The sequence below is a fragment of the Phaeovulum sp. genome, assembly GCF_030684035.1.
In the GTDB taxonomy this organism is placed as follows: Bacteria; Pseudomonadota; Alphaproteobacteria; order Rhodobacterales; family Rhodobacteraceae; genus UBA6213.
Map to the genome: position 1 here is coordinate 33,318 of NZ_JAUXPI010000046.1, position 16,244 is coordinate 49,561.

A 16,244-nucleotide genomic window follows, 5' to 3' on the forward strand; every position below is an offset into this window, starting at 1 on the left:
CGGCTTCCCATAGCGGCTTCGCCGCAGGCATGCAACGCGGGGGTTGGCGATCAGAGCGCGCCGAGTGCGGCGGCGCGGGCGCGCAAGGCTGCCCCGCGCGCCAAGAGCCCAGGGTCCGGCGCACGCGTGCCAACTGGCACCAGCAGTATCTGGTCCAGCGGCAGCAGCACCGGATAGGCGCGTTCCGGCGGCAAAGGCGCAAGATCGCAGCCTGCCAGCAGCAGCAACGAGAGCAAAAGCAGGGCGCGGGCAAGCGGCATGGGCCAAGCATACCGCGCCCGCGGCACCCTGGGCAAGCGCTGGCAGCTTCCGGCATTTGATATTGAACGGCTGTTCAGATAGCCTGACCGCATGGCACGCAAAAGCGGTTCGCATTCCGAAATCACCGGCCCCCGGATCCGCACCGAGGCGCAAAGGCTATTTGCCCGCCACGGCTTTGCCGCGGTCTCGATGCGCCAGATCGCGGCGGCGGTGGGGCTTCAGGCAGGCGCGCTCTACCTTTACACGCCCGACAAGGAAACCCTGCTCTTCGACCTTCTCAAGGGCCATATGGATGATCTCTTGGCGGCCTGGGCCAGGGTGCCCGCCGCCGCCACGCCGCTTGGCAGGCTCGAAAGCTTCGTGCGCTTCCATATCCGCTTCAATCTTGAACGCGCCGAGGCGGTGTTCCTCTCCTATATGGAACTGCGCAACCTTGGGCCCGCCAACTTCGCCGCGATCGAAAACCTGCGCCGGGCTTACGAGAACGAGCTTGAGGCGATCCTGCGCGCCGGGCAGGCGGAAGGCGGCTTTCTTTTGCCCGACAGCAAGCTGGCAACGCTGGCAATCATCGCCATGCTGACCGGGGTCAATATCTGGTTCCGCGAAGGCGGCAGGCTCGCCCTCGCCACGGTCGAAGAGATCTACTGGGACATGGTGCGCAAGGCGGTCGGTGCCTGACCCGCCGCCCCAGCGCCGCCTCGTCAAGAAACCGGGAAGCGCTTCTTCTTTGCCCAAATACCCCGGGGGGTCCGGGGGGCTGGCCCCCCGGCCGGTTCAATGCGCGGGGGCAATGAAGCTGCCGTTGCGCAAATCGGCAATTGCCTGCGCGATTTCGGCGCGGGTGTTCATCACGATCGGCCCGTGCCAGGCCACCGGCTCCTCAAGCGGCGCACCCGAGATCAACAGGAACCGCAGCCCCTGCGCGCCCGCCTGCACCACCACCTCGTCGCCCGCGCCAAAGCGCACCAGCGTGCGGTTGCCCGAGAGATCGCGGATATTGACCTCCTTGCCCATCACTTCCTTTTCCAAAAGCACCCCTTCGGGGCCGCTGGCATCGGCGAAAAATCCATCGCCTTCAAACACATAGGCAAAGGCGCGGCGGCGGGTATCAAGCGCGAAGCGCTTTTTCACCCCGGCGGGCACATAGATGTCAAGGTATTGCGGATCGGCGGCAATGCCATCGACAGGGCCACGCCTGCCCCAGAAACTGCCGACAATCACCTTCACCCTGGTGCCGTCATCCTCGATCACCTCGGGAATGTCGGCCGCTTTCACATCCTGATAGCGCGGCCGGGTCATCTTCAGCGCGGCGGGCAGGTTTGCCCAAAGCTGAAAGCCGTGCATCTGGCCTTTCGCATTCCCGGTCGGCATTTCCTGATGCAGAATGCCGCGCCCGGCGGTCATCCATTGCACATCGCCCGCGCCAAGCTTGCCCGCATTGCCCAGACTGTCGCCGTGCTCGACGGTGCCTGCAAGCACATAGGTAATGGTCTCGATGCCGCGGTGCGGGTGCCAGGGAAAACCGGCCTGATAGTCGGCAGGCCGCTCGCCGCGGAAATCGTCAAAAAGCAGAAAAGGGTCCAGCTCGGTCGGGTCGGCAAAGCCAAAGGCGCGGTGCAGATGCACGCCGGCACCTTCCAGCGTCGGGCGGGCGCGGCGGTTTTCAACAACGGGACGGATCGACATGGCGGGGGCTCCTTGATGGCTGCTTGCCGCCAAGATAGGCGCAGCCGCGCCGCGCGCACAGGCCTTTGGCGCAACAGCACATGTGCCCTGCCGCACAGAGGGAGAGCGCGCGCGAAGGGGGCGCTCAGTCCTCCCAGACCACGCGCGGCCCGCGCGGGCGGGTGACGACAAAGTTCTGGTGCGACCCGGCACCCAGGCCGATGCCGAAAAGCGGGCTGTATTGCATCGAGGTTTCCACCACAATCGCGGTGTCGCCCACCGGCATTGTCGGAATCCGGTCTGCCTCCAGCGCGATCGAGGCATTGGTATGCCGCGGCTTGCCATCGGTGGCGTAGGACCATTCGCGGCGAAACTTCTCGGTGTCGGCGTCCCAGTAGATCGAGGTCACCCTGATCCAGGTCTCGCCCTGCGCATTGGTCACAAAGTCGAAAAGCCGGTTCAGCCCGATGATATAGGCGGCATTGACCGGGGCCTTTTCGCGCGAAATCGCATCGGCCACGGTAAAGGCCCCCTTGGTGTTGGCGGTCTTGACGCGGAAGGCGTCGGTGAACTGGTAAGCCATCGCATACCACGAGATCAGCATCACCGCGGCCAGCACGCCCTCGATGGCGGTTGCCCCGGAACTGTCGTCGCGCCAGCGGGCGAGGAAACGGACGAGGTTGTGGCGAAAGCGCTTCATGGCCCCACTCACCTCGGTTCGTTGACAAAGGCGGTGACCACCACCAGCGCAAGCGCGCCGGAAGCGTCGGTCACCAGTTGTGCGCCCACACCGGCACCCGGCATCATCGGTTTGACCTTCAGGCACACCCGCATCAGCATCAACTGATCCGAAATGCCGCGCTGGATAAGCGTTTCGGGCTCGGTCTCCTCGCTTGCGTCGATGCAGGTCACCGCAGTGCCCGCCCGTGCCGTGCTCCATGTCGTCCGGTCGATCTCGATCACCTCGACCATCAGATCCTGCATGCAGGTCGGCACGATTGCCATGCGGTTGCAGATCGACCGCTTCAGCGTCTGGTGGTCGGGCAAGGGCTCGATGCCGAGCTTGAGGATGCGCGCGGTATCATCAACCGCGCGGTCCAGCAGCGATTGGCGGATCGACAGCGTCGCCAGCTCGACAGACGAGGTGAACAGCAGCAGGAAGAACGGAATGAAGATGATCGTCGGGATCGTGACAGCACCTTCCTCGCGGCAAAGGAAGCGCCGCGGAAATGCGAGCAGTCGGGCGAGGCGCTTGCGCATGTCAGTTGGTCAGACGCAACGAGTTGATGGCCGAGGCAATGCCGGCAAAGGCGGCGTCGAGCTCGGCGGCGGTCACGCTCCAGAAATAGGCGGGTGCTGTTGCGCAGTTGCGCAGCACGGTCTGCCCGGCCGAAGGCGCATCCACCGCCAGCGAAAAGATCACCACGTTGCGGTCACGGTGCTTGGCGGCATCGCAGACGGCCTCGAGGTTGGTATCCTTGCCGCCAAACTCGGCTTGCTCTGCCATCTGGTTGTAGAGCGTCGAGGCGTTGTTGAACGGCTTGCCGAGAAAGGTGTTCAGCGCGTATTGCAACGTGTATTTCTGGGTGTTCCACAGCGTCTGGTAGGTGATCGGGTATTTGGTGCCGGTCACCTTGTTTTCGGCATACCACTTGCCGTCGCTGAACTTGTAGTAGGGGTTTGAACGCGACGGGTCGTAGTAATACAGATAGCTGGTCGACATGTTGGTCGCCGACGAGGTCGAAATCAGCCCGCTTTCGCCCGAGCGAAATTCGGGCTTGGTCGAATAGGTCCGGGTGTTCTGCCCGTCGGTCATCAGCACCAGCACCTTCATCGTGTTCTGGTCGCCGTAGGCATAGGGCCGCTCGGAGAGATTACCGCTGACCTGCCCGGCGGCGATCAGCCCGTCAACCACCGGCTGTGCCGCCGGGTCAAGAAGCGCCAGGCCCCATTTCGCGCCCATATCGATCGCGGTATCGCCACCCGCGGTCAGCGCGTTGATCTTGTTGGTCAGCACGCTCTGATTATTGGCGAATGGCAGAATCGCGGCCATGCTGTTTTCCGGGCAGTTCAGGATGCTGCTTCCCGAGGTTGACCAGGTGCTTGGCGTCGAAAAGCCCCACTGCCGATAGTCGAAGCTGGCACCATACATTGAGCGTTGCAGCGGCTGCGTCGGCGTGACCGCGGGTGTCGAGAAATCCGCGGCGGTGAAGAAATCGACGCAGGTGTTCTGGGTGTGGTCGCTCGAGATGTTGAACCGGGACGCCAGACCGGTGCCAAGCACCACCTGCTGATTATAGGGCACCACGGAAATGCCAAGCCGTCCGGCTGGCGCGCCCGGGGGCTGCACATTCTGGAACATCGTATCCACGAACTGCACGGCGGCCGAGCGCAGCAGCGAAATCCGCGTGCCCTTCAGCGCCCCGTTCACATAGACCTTGTCGTTCATCGAGCCGGAAATATCGAGAACAAGCGAAATCTCGACGTTGCCGATGGATTCGATGGCGCGCGATTGCGCGTTTACCGTCATTTCGTTCAGGCCGGCGAACTGCGCCAGAAAGGTCGGGTAGGTTTCGCGCACATTGATGGCGACGGTGCGCCATTCACCGAACTGGCCCTGCTCGACAACCGGAGTCACGCTCAGCCCTTCCAGCCCCGATTTGGCGAAATAGTCGCGCGCCACGTCTGCCGGGCTGAGCGTCTGGCCAAGGTCGGCGGCGGCAAGTGCGGCGCGGTCCGCGGTGCCCTGAATCTGCACGCGCCGATCCTCGTGGCGCATGATCTCGATCGCCACCCCGGTCACCACCAGCATGCCGACAAACAGATAAAGCGAAAGGGCGATGAGCGCGCCATCCTCTGCGTCGCGGAACCGGTGCATCACGGCGGCGGCCCGGCGGTTCAGAGCGGACAGTTTCGATCGTTCCATCACACACCTCATCCACTTGCGCCGTGGCGCGCCATCCCGGTTTCTCCCGACCCGGGGCAGACTCACGGGTTTGAATTAAACTCATTCGCGCGGCAGAATTGAGGCAGAAATTGTGACCCGAGAGCGGCATTGTGCGGTATTTGCATACGGTGGCGGCGATGCTGCGGGTTTGTTTCGCGCCGCCCACGGTGCCGCCAGATTCGTGCCACAATTGGTTAACCCTTCGGTACCAGATTGCGCGCAAATCACGCCGTTTTGGGCGCTCGGCGCGGTGATTCGTTCATTTCCGTGGTGGCGGTGGCACAGCATTGCGCCTAGGCTCGCGCTGCGTGCCGGGCCGCCAGCGTTGCGGTCTATCGCCGCAGGTTGCGGAGCCATTGGAGGAACCATGCTGCAAAAGACCGAGCCGAGCTTTCGCGAATCCGTCGATATCATGTTTGACCGCGCCGCGGCGGTCATGGATCTCTCGCCGGGCCTGTGCCAGAAGATCCGGGTCTGCAATTCGACCTATACGGTGCGCTTCGGTGTGCGCCTGCACGGCAAGATCGAAACCTTCACCGGCTACCGCTCGGTGCATTCCGAACATATGGAGCCGGTCAAGGGCGGCATTCGCTATTCGCTCGCGGTCAACCAGGACGAGGTCGAGGCGCTGGCGGCGCTGATGACCTACAAATGCGCCCTTGTCGAGGCACCTTTCGGCGGTTCCAAGGGCGGGCTCTGCATCGATCCGCGCAAATATGACGAACATGATCTGGAACAGATCACCCGCCGCTTTGCCTATGAGCTTATCAAGCGCGACCTGATCAACCCGGCGCAAAACGTTCCCGCCCCCGACATGGGCACCGGCGAGCGCGAAATGGCCTGGATCGTCGATCAATACGCGCGGATGAACACCACCGACATCAACGCCCGCGCCTGCGTCACCGGCAAACCGCTGAATTCCGGCGGCATCCAGGGCCGCATTGAGGCCACCGGGCGCGGCGTGCAATACGCGCTGCGCGAGTTCTTCCGCCACCCCGAAGACGTCGCCTCTGCGCATCTTTTCGGCTCGCTCGCGGGCAAGACCTGCGTCGTGCAGGGCCTCGGCAACGTCGGCAGCCACGCCGCGCGGTTCATTTCGGAAGAAGACGGGGTCGCCATTGTCGGCATCATCGAACGCGATGGCGGCCTGTGGAACGACAAGGGCCTGAACATTGCCGCCGTGCTCGGCTGGATGGCGGAATACGGCGGCATCAAGGATTGCCCCGAGGGCCGCTATGTTGCCGAGGGCGCAAGCCTGCTTGAGGCGGAATGCGACATTCTCATTCCCGCCGCGATGGAAGCGGTGATCCATCTGGGCAACGCCGAGCGCATCCGCGCGCCGCTGATCATCGAGGCCGCGAACGGCCCGATCACCGCCGGGGCCGACGAGGTCTTGCGCCACAAGGGCACGATCATCATTCCCGACATGTATGCCAACGCCGGCGGTGTGACGGTGTCGTATTTCGAATGGGTGAAGAACCTCAGCCATATCCGCTTTGGCCGTATGCAGCGGCGCGCCGAAGAAGCGCGCACCCGCCTGCTGGTCAATGAACTCGAACGGCTTTCGGCCGACAAGGGCCTCGGCTGGACCCTCTCGCCCGGGTTCAAGGACAAATACCAGACCGGGTCTGACGAGCTGGAACTGGTCCGCTCCGGCCTCGATGACACGATGCGCACCGCCTATCAGTCGATGCGCGAAGTCTGGCATGCCCGCCCGGAAGTGACCGACCTGCGCATGGCCGCCTATGTGGTGGCGATCGACCGGGTGGCGCAAAGCTACCGGTCCAAGGGGCTTTAGGCGCAAAACCGCATGCGCCGGTTGCGTTTCGGTTCAAAGGCCCTCGCCAGCGGCGGCGGGTGTGGCGGGGGCTTTCATGCCCCGGCCCACCCGCCCGCCGCCAGGCGCGTTCCGGCCGGGCTGCGCTCCGCGCGGGGTATTTTCGCGATGAAGACGCCGCATTTTGCGCGATAAAGCCGAAGCTGCCGCATTGCACTCCGCCGCGTTCCGGGGCTTGATGGCCGCCGGAGGGCGAGATGCACTTTTCGGGTTTCAGGGTTCTGGCCGAGGGCTTGCGCGGCGGCAGCGGCTGGCGGCCCTTCTGGCGCAAGGCGGCACCTGCGGCGGAATATGATGCGATCGTCATCGGCGGAGGCGGCCACGGCCTTGCCACCGCCTATTACCTTGCGCGCGAACATCGGCTGGCGCGGATTGCGGTGCTGGAAAAGGGCTGGGTCGGCTCTGGCAACATCGGTCGCAATACCACCATCGTGCGCGCCACCTACATGATCCCCGGCAATCAGGAATTCTATTCGGCCTCGCTGAAAATGTGGGAAACGCTGGCGCAGGAGCTCAACTTCAACCTGATGTATTCGCCGCGAGGCCTCCTGATGCTGTTTCACTCCGACGGCCAGCGCGATGCCTTCGCGCGGCGCGGCAATGCGATGCTGGTGCAGGGCGACGATGCGCAACTGCTCGACCGCGAGGGCCTGCGCGCCCTGGTGCCCTATCTCGACTTTGAGCAGACCCGGTTTCCGCTGCACGGCGCGCTCCTGCACCCGCGCGGCGGCACCGTGCGCCATGATGCGGTGGCCTGGGCCTATGCGCGCGCCGCCGATGCCCGCGGCGTCGATATCATCGAGAATTGCGAGGTGACCGGCTTCGACATCACCGGCGGCAAGGTAACCGGCGTGCAGACCAGCCGCGGCGCGATCCGTGCCGGGCGGGTGGGCATGGTGGCGGCGGGCCGTTCGGGCGAACTGGCGGCGCGCGCCGGGCTGCGCCTGCCGATCGAAAGCCACATTTTGCAGGCCTTTGTCACCGAGGGGCTGAAGCCCTTCATCCACCACGTCATTTCCTACGGCATGGGGCATTTCTACATCAGCCAGTCCGACAAGGGCGGGCTGGTGTTTGGCGGCGATATCGACTTTTACCCGTCTTACGCGCAGCGCGGCAACCTGCCGATGGCCGAGCATGTGATGGAGGCGGCGATGACCCTGATGCCCGCCATCGGCCGCGCCCGGGTGCTGCGGTCCTGGGGTGGCATCATGGACATGACCCCCGATGGCAGCCCGATCATCGACCGCACGCCCGTCGAGGGGTTGTATCTTGATGCGGGCTGGAACTACGGCGGCTTCAAGGCCACGCCCGCATCGGGTCTTTGCATGGCGCATCTGATGGCCACCGACGCGCCGCATCCGCTTGCCCGGCGCTACCGGCTTGACCGTTTCGCCACCGGCGCGCTGATTGACGAGGAGGGCACGGGTGCCACCCATCATCTGCATTAGGGGCCCGCGATGCGCCTGATCTGCCCGCTTTGCGGGGCCCGCGACCGGCGCGAATTCACCTGGGTCGGGGCAGCCGAGCTTCTGCCGCGCCCGGCACCGGGAGGCGATCTTGTCGCCTGGCTGCACCTGCGCGAAAACCCCGCCGGGCCGCTTGACGAGCTTTGGCTGCACTCTGCGGGCTGCGGCGCGCTGTTGCGCGCCCGCCGCGACACCCGCAGCCACGCGACCGCGGGTTTGGTGCTTGCAGGGGGCGCAAGATGAACGGCATCGACCCCGGGCAACCGATCCGCTTCCACTTCGACGGACGCGCCGTGCAGGGCTTTGCCGGCGATACTGTCGCCTCGGCGCTGCTGCGCGCGGGCCAGCGACTGGTCGCCCGCTCGTTCAAATACCACCGCCCGCGCGGCGTGGTCTCGCTCGGCTCCGATGAGCCTTCGGCGCTGGTGACGCTTGGGCGCGGGGCCGCGCAGACCCCGAACCAGCGCGCCACGATGGTGGAAATCCACGAGGGGCTGGAGGTGTTCAGCCAGAACGCCTGGCCCTCGCTTGCACGCGATCTGCAGGCGGTGAACGATCTCGCAGCGCCTTTCCTAGGCGCGGGCTTTTATTACAAGACCTTCCTCTGGCCGCGCCGCGCCTGGTTCCGGCTTTATGAACCGATCATCCGCCGCGCCGCAGGTCTTGGCGCGCTCTCGGGCCTGCCCGACCGGGGGCAGGATGAAAAAGCCTTTGCCTTTTGCGACCTTCTGGTGATCGGCGCGGGGCCTGCGGGGCTGATGGCGGCGCTGACCGCGGCGCGCGCCGGGGCCGACGTGATCCTTGCCGACGAGGGCGCGGTAATGGGCGGGCGGCTGCTTTACGAGACTGAGGATCTGGGCGGCATGCCCGCCACGGCCTGGGTGGCAGCGGCGCTGGCCGAGCTTGCCGGTTGGCCGAATGTTCGGCTGATGCCGCGCACCACGGTGACCGGGGTCTATGACCATGGCACCTTCGCGGCGCTGGAGCGCCTGCCCGCTGGCAGCCCCCAGCGACCGCGCGAATGTTTCTGGCGCATCGTCGCGACCCGTGCGGTGCTTGCCACCGGCGCGGGCGAGCGGATGATAGCGTTCCCTGGCAATGATCGCCCGGGGGTGATGCTGGCGGGCGCGGTGCGCGGCTACCTCAACCGTTTCGGCGTGCTGGCGGGCCGCCGGGTGGTGGTCTTTGCGGCCAACGACGATGCCCATCGCACCGCCCGCGATCTGGCCGGGGCGGGGGCCGCGGTGGTGGTTGTCGATCCGCGCCCCGAGGCGGTGGCGCTGGGCGATTACCCGTTGCGGGCGGGGTCCGAAGTGGTGGCCACGCGCGGCCGCGCCGCGCTTTCCTCGGTCGCGCTGCGCGATGCCGGGGGCCGGGTGGAATGGATTGCCGCCGATTGCCTCGCGGTCTCGGGCGGCTGGAACCCGACGCTGCAGCTCGCCTGCCACCTTGGCGCGAAACCGCATTGGGATGAGGCGGTTGGCGGCTTTCTCATGGCCCCGGACGCGGTTCCCGGCATGGCCTTCGCGGGGGCGGTGGCGGGGGTGTTTTCAACCCGCGCGGCGCTTTCGGCGGGCATCCGGGCAGGGGCCGAGGCGGCGCGCGCGCTTGGCCTGGCACCGATTGACCCCGACCTGCCGGCGGCAAGCGATGCGGCCGGGGCAATGCGGCTTGTCTGGCAGGTGGCGGCCCCCGGGCGCGCCTTTGTCGATCTGGCCAATGACGTGACGGTGAAGGATCTGGTGCTTGCCGCCGCCGAAGGCATGGGCGCGCCAGAGCATGCCAAGCGCTACACCACGCAGGGCATGGCCCCCGATCAGGGCCGTGGTTCCAACACCACCGCACTTGCGGTGCTTGCCGATGCAACCGCCAGCGCGCTTGCCGCGGGCGGCACCACCACCGCGCGCCCGCCCTTTGTGCCGGTCAGCATTTCCGCGATGGGGGCAGGCGGCGCGGGCCGCGGCTTCGCGCCGGTCCGGGTTACCCCGGCGCATGCTGCGGCGCTGGCGCGGGGGGCGGTGATGATCGAGGCAGGCCCCTGGCTGCGCGCCTCGCATTTCCTCAGGCTGGGCGAGTCCGGCTGGGCCGAATCCTGCGCCCGCGAGGTTGCCTATGTGCGCCATGCCGTTGCCGTGGCCGATGTTTCCAGCTTGTCGCGATTCGACATTCAGGGGCCTGATGCCGCCGAGTTTCTGCAACGGATTTGCACAAATACGATAACCACGCTGAAACCCGGCCATGCCCGCTATACCCTGCTTCTGCGCGAGGATGGACAGGTGATGGAAGACGGGCCGCTGGTGCATCTGGAGCCGGGGCGGTTCTGGCTTTATACCTCGTCAGGCTCGGGCGAGGCGGTGCGGCGGCATCTGGAACTTGCCGCGCAGGGCTATTGGCCCGATCTCCGCCTGCGCATATTCGACGCCACCGAAAACTGGGCGCAGTTTGCCATCGCCGGGCCGCGCGCCCGCGAGCTTTTGGCGCAAACGCTCGACAGCCTTCCCGATCTGGCTTTCATGGGCGCGGCCCCGGTCAGCGCAGGCGGTGCCAGGGGCTGGCTGATGCGGATCTCCTATTCGGGCGAACTCGGCTATGAACTGGTGCTGCCCGCGCGCTATGGCGATGCCGCCTTCCGGGCGCTTTGCGATGCCGCCGAGGCGCTGGGCGGCGGTGCCTATGGCCTTGAAGCGATGAATGTCTTGCGCATCGAAAAGGGTTTTCTCACCCATGCCGAGATTGATGGCAGGGTCAGCGCCGAGGATCTTGGCCTTGGCCGGATGCTGCGGGCCTCGGGTGGCCATATCGGTGCCGAAATGGCCGCGCGACCTGCATTTGCCGAAGCGGGGCGCAAGCAGCTTGTCGGGCTCCGCCCGCTTGCCAAAGCCATGCCGATCGCCGCCGGCGGCCACCTCTTCGCCCAAGGTGCTGTGCTGGCCCCTGAAAATGACCTCGGCCATGTCACCTCCGCCTGCGATTCCCCAACCCTGGGCCACGCGCTTGCGCTGGCGCTGTTGCGCGACGGGCGGGGGCGGCATGGCGAAACCCTGCGGCTATGGGATGGTTTGCGCGGCACCGATCAGCTTGTCGAAGTCACGGCCCCCACCGCCTATGACCCCGAGGGAGGCCGCGCCCGTGGCTGATTTCATTGCAACCGACCCGCTTGCGGCGCTTCTGCCAACCACCCGTGGCGCGCATCAGCTTGCCGGTGCGCAGCCCGGGCGGGTCACCGCGCTTGCCCCCATTGGCCCCGCCAAGGGCCTGCCCGCGCCGGGGCGCGCCCAAACCCATGCCGGTGGTATCGTGCTCTGGGCAGGGCACGGGCTCTGGCTCGCCACCGGCACCCCGCCCCAGGCCGTTCCCCAAACCGCCCCCCAGACCGATGAAACCGACGCCTGGGTAATCGCCCGCCTCACTGGCCCGGCCCCCGATGCGGTGCTTGCCCGGTTGGTTCCGATCGACCTTCGGGCGCTCAATTTCCGCCCCGGCCACGTCGCGCGCACGCTTCTTGGCCATGTCGCGGTGCTGATCCACCGCCCCGAAGCGGCCCCCGAGGCGCTCGAAATCTGGCTGCCGCGCTCCATGGCAGCGCATGCCCTCAACGATCTTGCCAGCGCCATGCGCGGCCTCGCCGCCCGCTGAACCACTGGACTTGGGCCCGCCCGCGCCCAATATAGACGGCATGAGTCTGCCCAACGGTTTTCTTGAAGAACTGCGCGCCCGCGTCTCGATCAGCAAGGTGGTCGGGCGCAAGGTCACATGGGATCAGCGCAAATCGAACCTCGCCAAGGGCGACCTCTGGGCACCTTGCCCGTTTCACCAGGAAAAAACCGCGTCTTTTCATGTTGATGACCGAAAGGGCTATTACTATTGCTTTGGCTGCCACGCCAAGGGCGATGCGCTGAGCTTTCTGCGCGAGACAGAGAACATGGGTTTCATGGAGGCGGTCGAGGTGCTGGCGCGCGAGGCAGGCATAGCCATGCCCGCGCGCGACCCTCAGGCCGCCGCCGCCGCCGACCGGCAGAGCGAACTTGCGGCGGTGATGGAAGAGGCGGTGCGCCATTACCGGCTGCAACTCAAAACCGCCGCCGGGGCGGCGGCGCGCGATTACCTCGCCCGGCGCAGGCTCGGTCAGGCCACGCTCGACCGTTTCGAAATCGGCTTTGCCCCCGATCAGCGGCAGGGGCTGTTCCACGCGCTCCGGGGCAAGGGCAATGCCGCCGATCTGATCGTCGAGGCGGGGCTTTGCGCCCGCCCCGAAGACGGCGGCGAGCCTTATGACCGGTTTCGGGGCCGCATCATCTACCCGATCCGCAACCTGCGCGGGCGCTGCACCGGCCTTGGCGGGCGCGCGATGGACCCCGAGGCGCGGGCGAAATACCTCAACTCGCCCGAGACGCCGCTTTTTGACAAGGGCCGCAGTCTTTATAACGCCGGGCCTGCGCGCGAAGCCTGCGGCAAGGGCGCGCCCTTGATCGTCGCCGAAGGTTATATGGACGTGATCGCGCTGGTTGAGGCCGGGTTTGCCGGGGCGGTTGCGCCCTTGGGCACCGCCGTTACCGAAGACCAGCTGCGCATGCTCTGGCGTATCCACCCCGAGCCGATCGTGGCGCTCGATGGCGACCGCGCGGGCATCGCCGCCGCGCTCCGGCTTGCCGATCTCGCGCTGCCGCTGCTAGAGGCCGGGCAGGGCCTGCGCTTTGCAATCCTGCCCGGCGGCCAGGACCCCGATGATCTGATCCGCGCCGAAGGGGCGGGCGCGATGGCGCGGGTGCTCGAGGCCGCGCAGCCAATGGTGCGGCTGATCTGGCAGCGCGAGGTCGAGGGCCGCGTGCTCGACAGCCCCGAGCGCAAGGCGACGCTCGACAAAAGCCTGCGCGCCATGATCGCGCGCATCACCGACCCCTCGATCAAGGCGCATTACGCAGCCGAAATCAAAGAGTTGCGCTATGAACTGTTCGGCGCCCAAAGGCCCCGCGCCGCCAGCCGCACGCTTCGCAAAGGCAGCCGCGACGCCAACGGCAAGTGGACCCCGCCGCCCGAGCCACCGCGCGCCAGCACGCTTTCCTCAATGCTCGCGGGCGCGCTTGGCCCCGATGGTGCCGAGCGGCTGCGCGAGGCGATGATCCTGGCGATCTGCGCGCATCACCCGGCGCTGGTGGTCAGTTTCGAAACCCAGCTCGAGCGGCTGGCGCTGCACGACCCGGCGCATGACGCGCTGCGCCACCTTTTGCTGCGCCATTGCCATGAGCCGCCCGAGACGGTCCGCAGCCTGCTTGCCACCCAAGCGGGTGGCACCCTTGAACGGCTGCTGGCGCTGCCCCATGTGCGCATTGCCCCGCCGGTGCGCCCCGACGCCGACCCCGATCTTGCCCGCATGTGCCTTGCTGAAGAACTCGCCAAACTTGCCGCCGCCCGCGCCGCGCGTGCCGAAATCGCCGATGCGGCCGAAGATCTGGCGGGGCTGGCCAACGAAGGCGTGACCTGGCGGCTTGGTCAGGCCGCCCGCGCCCGCCACCTCGCCGAGCACCCGAAGCTCGAAGAAGCCGCCGACATGGGCGAAGACCGCCCGGCGATGTCCGCCTACCTGCAAAGCCTGCTTGATGCCCAGCGGTCGCGCAAACCCGAGAGTTGAACGGCGCGCGCGCCGCCCCCCTGTGATTCGCCCGCATGATTCGGTATGACGGCGATGTGATTCGCCCTGACGCACGACCATCGACCCAGCCCGCAGCAAGGAACGCCCATGGCCGCCAAGGACTCTGACGAAGAAAAGCCGACCGAACAGGAAAGCGAAGACGCGCTCGACATGAGCCAGGCCGCCGTCAAACGCATGATCGCAGATGCGCGCGAACGCGGCTACATCACCTACGATCAACTCAACGCCGCGCTGCCGCCCGAACATGCTTCCTCCGAACAGATCGAGGATGTGATGTCGATGCTGTCGGAAATGGGCATCAACATCATCGAAAACGACGAGGCCGATGAGGGCGAGTCCGCGGGCGAGCTTGTCGAAATTGCCTCCACCTCGCGCGAGGTGATGGTTTCCACCTCGACCAGCGAAACGCTCGACCGCACCGATGACCCGGTGCGCATGTATCTGCGCGAAATGGGCTCGGTCGAACTCCTCTCGCGCGAGGGCGAAATTGCCATCGCCAAACGCATCGAGGCTGGCCGCAACACGATGATCGCGGGCCTCTGCGAATCGCCGCTGACCTTTCAGGCGATCACCATCTGGCGCGACGAACTGTTGAACGAAGACATTCTCCTGCGTGACGTGATCGACCTTGAGGCCACCTTTGGCCGCACCCTTGACGATGAGGGCGAGATCGTCGAGCCGGTGGTGGACGAGCCCGAAATCAGCGCCGCGCCGCGCCGCGCCGCTGCCGAAGAGCCAGAGCTTGACGCCGACGGCAACCCCATTGTCATCCCCGATGACGAGGAGGATGACGACGAAGGTGCCAATATGAGCCTTGCCGCCATGGAAGCGGCGCTAAAGCCCAAGGTACTGGAAACGCTGGAACTTATCGCGCGCGATTATACTACGCTCGCGGAAATGCAAGACCTGCGGATGTCGGCCACGCTCAACGAGGACGGCACCTTTTCCAAGACCGACGAGGCCGCCTACCAGAAACTGCGTTCCGAAATCGTGGTTTTCGTCAACGAACTGCACCTGCACAACAACCGCATCGAAGCCCTGATCGATCAGCTTTACGGCATCAACCGCAAGATCATGGCGATTGATTCGGGCATGGTGAAACTGGCCGATGGTGCCCGCATCAACCGCCGCGAATTCATCGACGAATACCGCAATTATGAACTTGACCCGACCTGGCTTGACCGGATGGCCGCCAAATCCGGGCGTGGCTGGCAGGCACTGGTCGAGAAAAGCCGCGACAAGGTGGAAGACCTGCGTACGGAAATGGCCCAGGTCGGCCAATATGTCGGCGTCGATATTTCCGAATTCCGCCGCATCGTCAATCAGGTGCAAAAGGGCGAGAAAGAAGCCCGGCAGGCGAAAAAGGAAATGGTCGAGGCCAACCTGCGCCTGGTCATTTCCATCGCCAAGAAATACACCAACCGCGGGCTGCAATTCCTCGACCTCATTCAGGAAGGCAATATCGGCCTGATGAAGGCGGTCGATAAATTCGAATACCGCCGTGGCTACAAATTCTCCACCTACGCGACCTGGTGGATCAGGCAGGCAATCACCCGCTCCATTGCCGATCAGGCGCGCACCATCCGCATTCCCGTGCACATGATCGAAACGATCAACAAGCTGGTGCGCACCGGTCGCCAGATGTTGCACGAGATCGGCCGCGAGGCGACGCCCGAGGAACTTGCCGAAAAGCTGCAAATGCCGCTCGAAAAAGTCCGCAAGGTGATGAAGATTGCCAAGGAGCCGATTTCGCTGGAGACGCCCATCGGCGATGAGGAAGACAGCCAGCTTGGCGATTTCATCGAAGACAAGAACGCGATTCTGCCTTTGGATTCAGCGATTCAGGAAAACCTGAAGGAAACCACCACCCGCGTGTTGGCCTCGCTTACCCCGCGCGAAGAACGCGTGCTGCGCATGCGCTTCGGCATCGGCATGAACACCGACCACACGCTGGAAGAGGTCGGCCAACAGTTCTCGGTCACCCGCGAACGCATCCGACAGATCGAGGCGAAGGCGCTCAGGAAGCTGAAGCATCCGTCGAGGAGCCGGAAATTGCGGAGTTTTCTGGATCAGTGAGGGAAGCCGACTCGACACCAATGGATTTCTTGGAGCGAGCTACTCAGAGCTATCTATTGTCGCTGCAAATTGGGGCGATAAAGTTCGAGCCACTCGGTAGCTGCACTTTTCCAGATTTCTCCATTGGTGGGAGAATCGGTGTTGAAGTCACTCGGCTAGTCAGTTTGATGCCCAATGGGTTTGATACAAATAATGTCAATGCTAAGGAACGTCTGATTAACGGCTTCGGCTTCGCCGAGATGGCCGTCTGAGCGTCGCTGGGGCACCTTTTTCGGGCAAATGGCATCGATTTTGCGGTTTCGGAGCCGCATCCGCGGCGGCGCGCCCGCTTTCGGGCAGACT

General features: G+C 65.3%; 14 protein-coding genes. 8 read left to right on the forward strand and 6 right to left on the reverse strand.

The annotated features are described in order from the left end of the window. Positions 1-50: 50 nt before the first annotated feature. Complete coding sequence (locus tag Q8J98_RS11040) at positions 51-260, reverse strand: hypothetical protein (RefSeq protein ID WP_305294386.1); 210 nt, start codon at positions 258-260, stop codon at positions 51-53. 91 nt (positions 261-351) lie between these two features. Between Q8J98_RS11040 and Q8J98_RS11045 the strand changes: the two genes are divergently transcribed. Beyond that, positions 352-939, forward strand: a complete 588-nt coding sequence (locus tag Q8J98_RS11045) for a TetR/AcrR family transcriptional regulator (protein ID WP_305294387.1) — start codon at positions 352-354, stop codon at positions 937-939. A 96-nt stretch (positions 940-1,035) separates the two neighbouring features. On the opposite strand, the gene Q8J98_RS11050 is transcribed toward Q8J98_RS11045, so the two are convergent. The 4 genes from Q8J98_RS11050 to Q8J98_RS11065 form a co-directional block, all read right to left on the reverse strand. Continuing rightward, positions 1,036-1,947, reverse strand: coding sequence for a pirin family protein (locus tag Q8J98_RS11050; protein WP_305294388.1), 912 nt, complete (start codon positions 1,945-1,947; stop codon positions 1,036-1,038). Positions 1,948-2,071: 124 nt separating this feature from the next. Further along, entirely contained in the window at positions 2,072-2,626 is a 555-nt protein-coding gene (locus Q8J98_RS11055) for a TadE/TadG family type IV pilus assembly protein (protein WP_305294389.1), read from the reverse strand. Between the two features lie 8 nt (positions 2,627-2,634). After that, entirely contained in the window at positions 2,635-3,186 is a 552-nt protein-coding gene (locus Q8J98_RS11060; RefSeq protein WP_305294390.1) for a TadE/TadG family type IV pilus assembly protein, read from the reverse strand. Between the two features lies 1 nt (position 3,187). After that, positions 3,188-4,852 (reverse strand): pilus assembly protein TadG-related protein, encoded by a 1,665-nt coding sequence (locus Q8J98_RS11065; RefSeq protein ID WP_305294391.1) that lies wholly within the window; start codon positions 4,850-4,852, stop codon positions 3,188-3,190. Positions 4,853-5,240: 388 nt separating this feature from the next. Here Q8J98_RS11065 and Q8J98_RS11070 point away from each other — a divergent pair, with 388 nt between their 5' ends. From Q8J98_RS11070 to rpoD, 7 genes are all read left to right on the forward strand, one after another. Continuing rightward, a complete protein-coding gene (locus Q8J98_RS11070) occupies positions 5,241-6,671 on the forward strand; it encodes a Glu/Leu/Phe/Val dehydrogenase (RefSeq protein WP_305294393.1) in 1,431 nt (476 codons plus the stop codon). A 236-nt stretch (positions 6,672-6,907) separates the two neighbouring features. Next, a complete protein-coding gene (locus Q8J98_RS11075) occupies positions 6,908-8,158 on the forward strand; it encodes a sarcosine oxidase subunit beta family protein (protein ID WP_305294394.1) in 1,251 nt (416 codons plus the stop codon). 9 nt (positions 8,159-8,167) lie between these two features. Continuing rightward, a complete protein-coding gene (locus Q8J98_RS11080) occupies positions 8,168-8,419 on the forward strand; it encodes a sarcosine oxidase subunit delta (protein WP_305185464.1) in 252 nt (83 codons plus the stop codon). Further along, a complete protein-coding gene (locus tag Q8J98_RS11085; RefSeq protein WP_305294395.1) occupies positions 8,416-11,313 on the forward strand; it encodes a 2Fe-2S iron-sulfur cluster-binding protein in 2,898 nt (965 codons plus the stop codon). The genes Q8J98_RS11080 and Q8J98_RS11085 overlap by 4 nt, the downstream gene beginning before the upstream one ends. Next, the gene (locus Q8J98_RS11090; RefSeq protein ID WP_305294396.1) at positions 11,306-11,812 is read left to right on the forward strand and encodes a sarcosine oxidase subunit gamma; all 507 of its coding nucleotides are present in this window, start codon (positions 11,306-11,308) and stop codon (positions 11,810-11,812) included. Before Q8J98_RS11085 ends, Q8J98_RS11090 begins: the two co-directional genes overlap by 8 nt. 40 nt (positions 11,813-11,852) lie before the next feature. Continuing rightward, the gene (gene dnaG, locus Q8J98_RS11095) at positions 11,853-13,805 is read left to right on the forward strand and encodes a DNA primase (RefSeq protein ID WP_305294397.1); all 1,953 of its coding nucleotides are present in this window, start codon (positions 11,853-11,855) and stop codon (positions 13,803-13,805) included. A 108-nt stretch (positions 13,806-13,913) separates the two neighbouring features. After that, on the forward strand, positions 13,914-15,902 hold the full coding sequence (gene rpoD / locus Q8J98_RS11100) for an RNA polymerase sigma factor RpoD (protein ID WP_305294398.1): 1,989 nt from the start codon (positions 13,914-13,916) through the stop codon (positions 15,900-15,902). 155 nt (positions 15,903-16,057) lie between these two features. On the opposite strand, the gene Q8J98_RS11105 is transcribed toward rpoD, so the two are convergent. Continuing rightward, positions 16,058-16,244 (reverse strand): hypothetical protein (locus tag Q8J98_RS11105; RefSeq protein WP_305294399.1); only part of this gene is annotated, 187 nt, incomplete at its 5' end.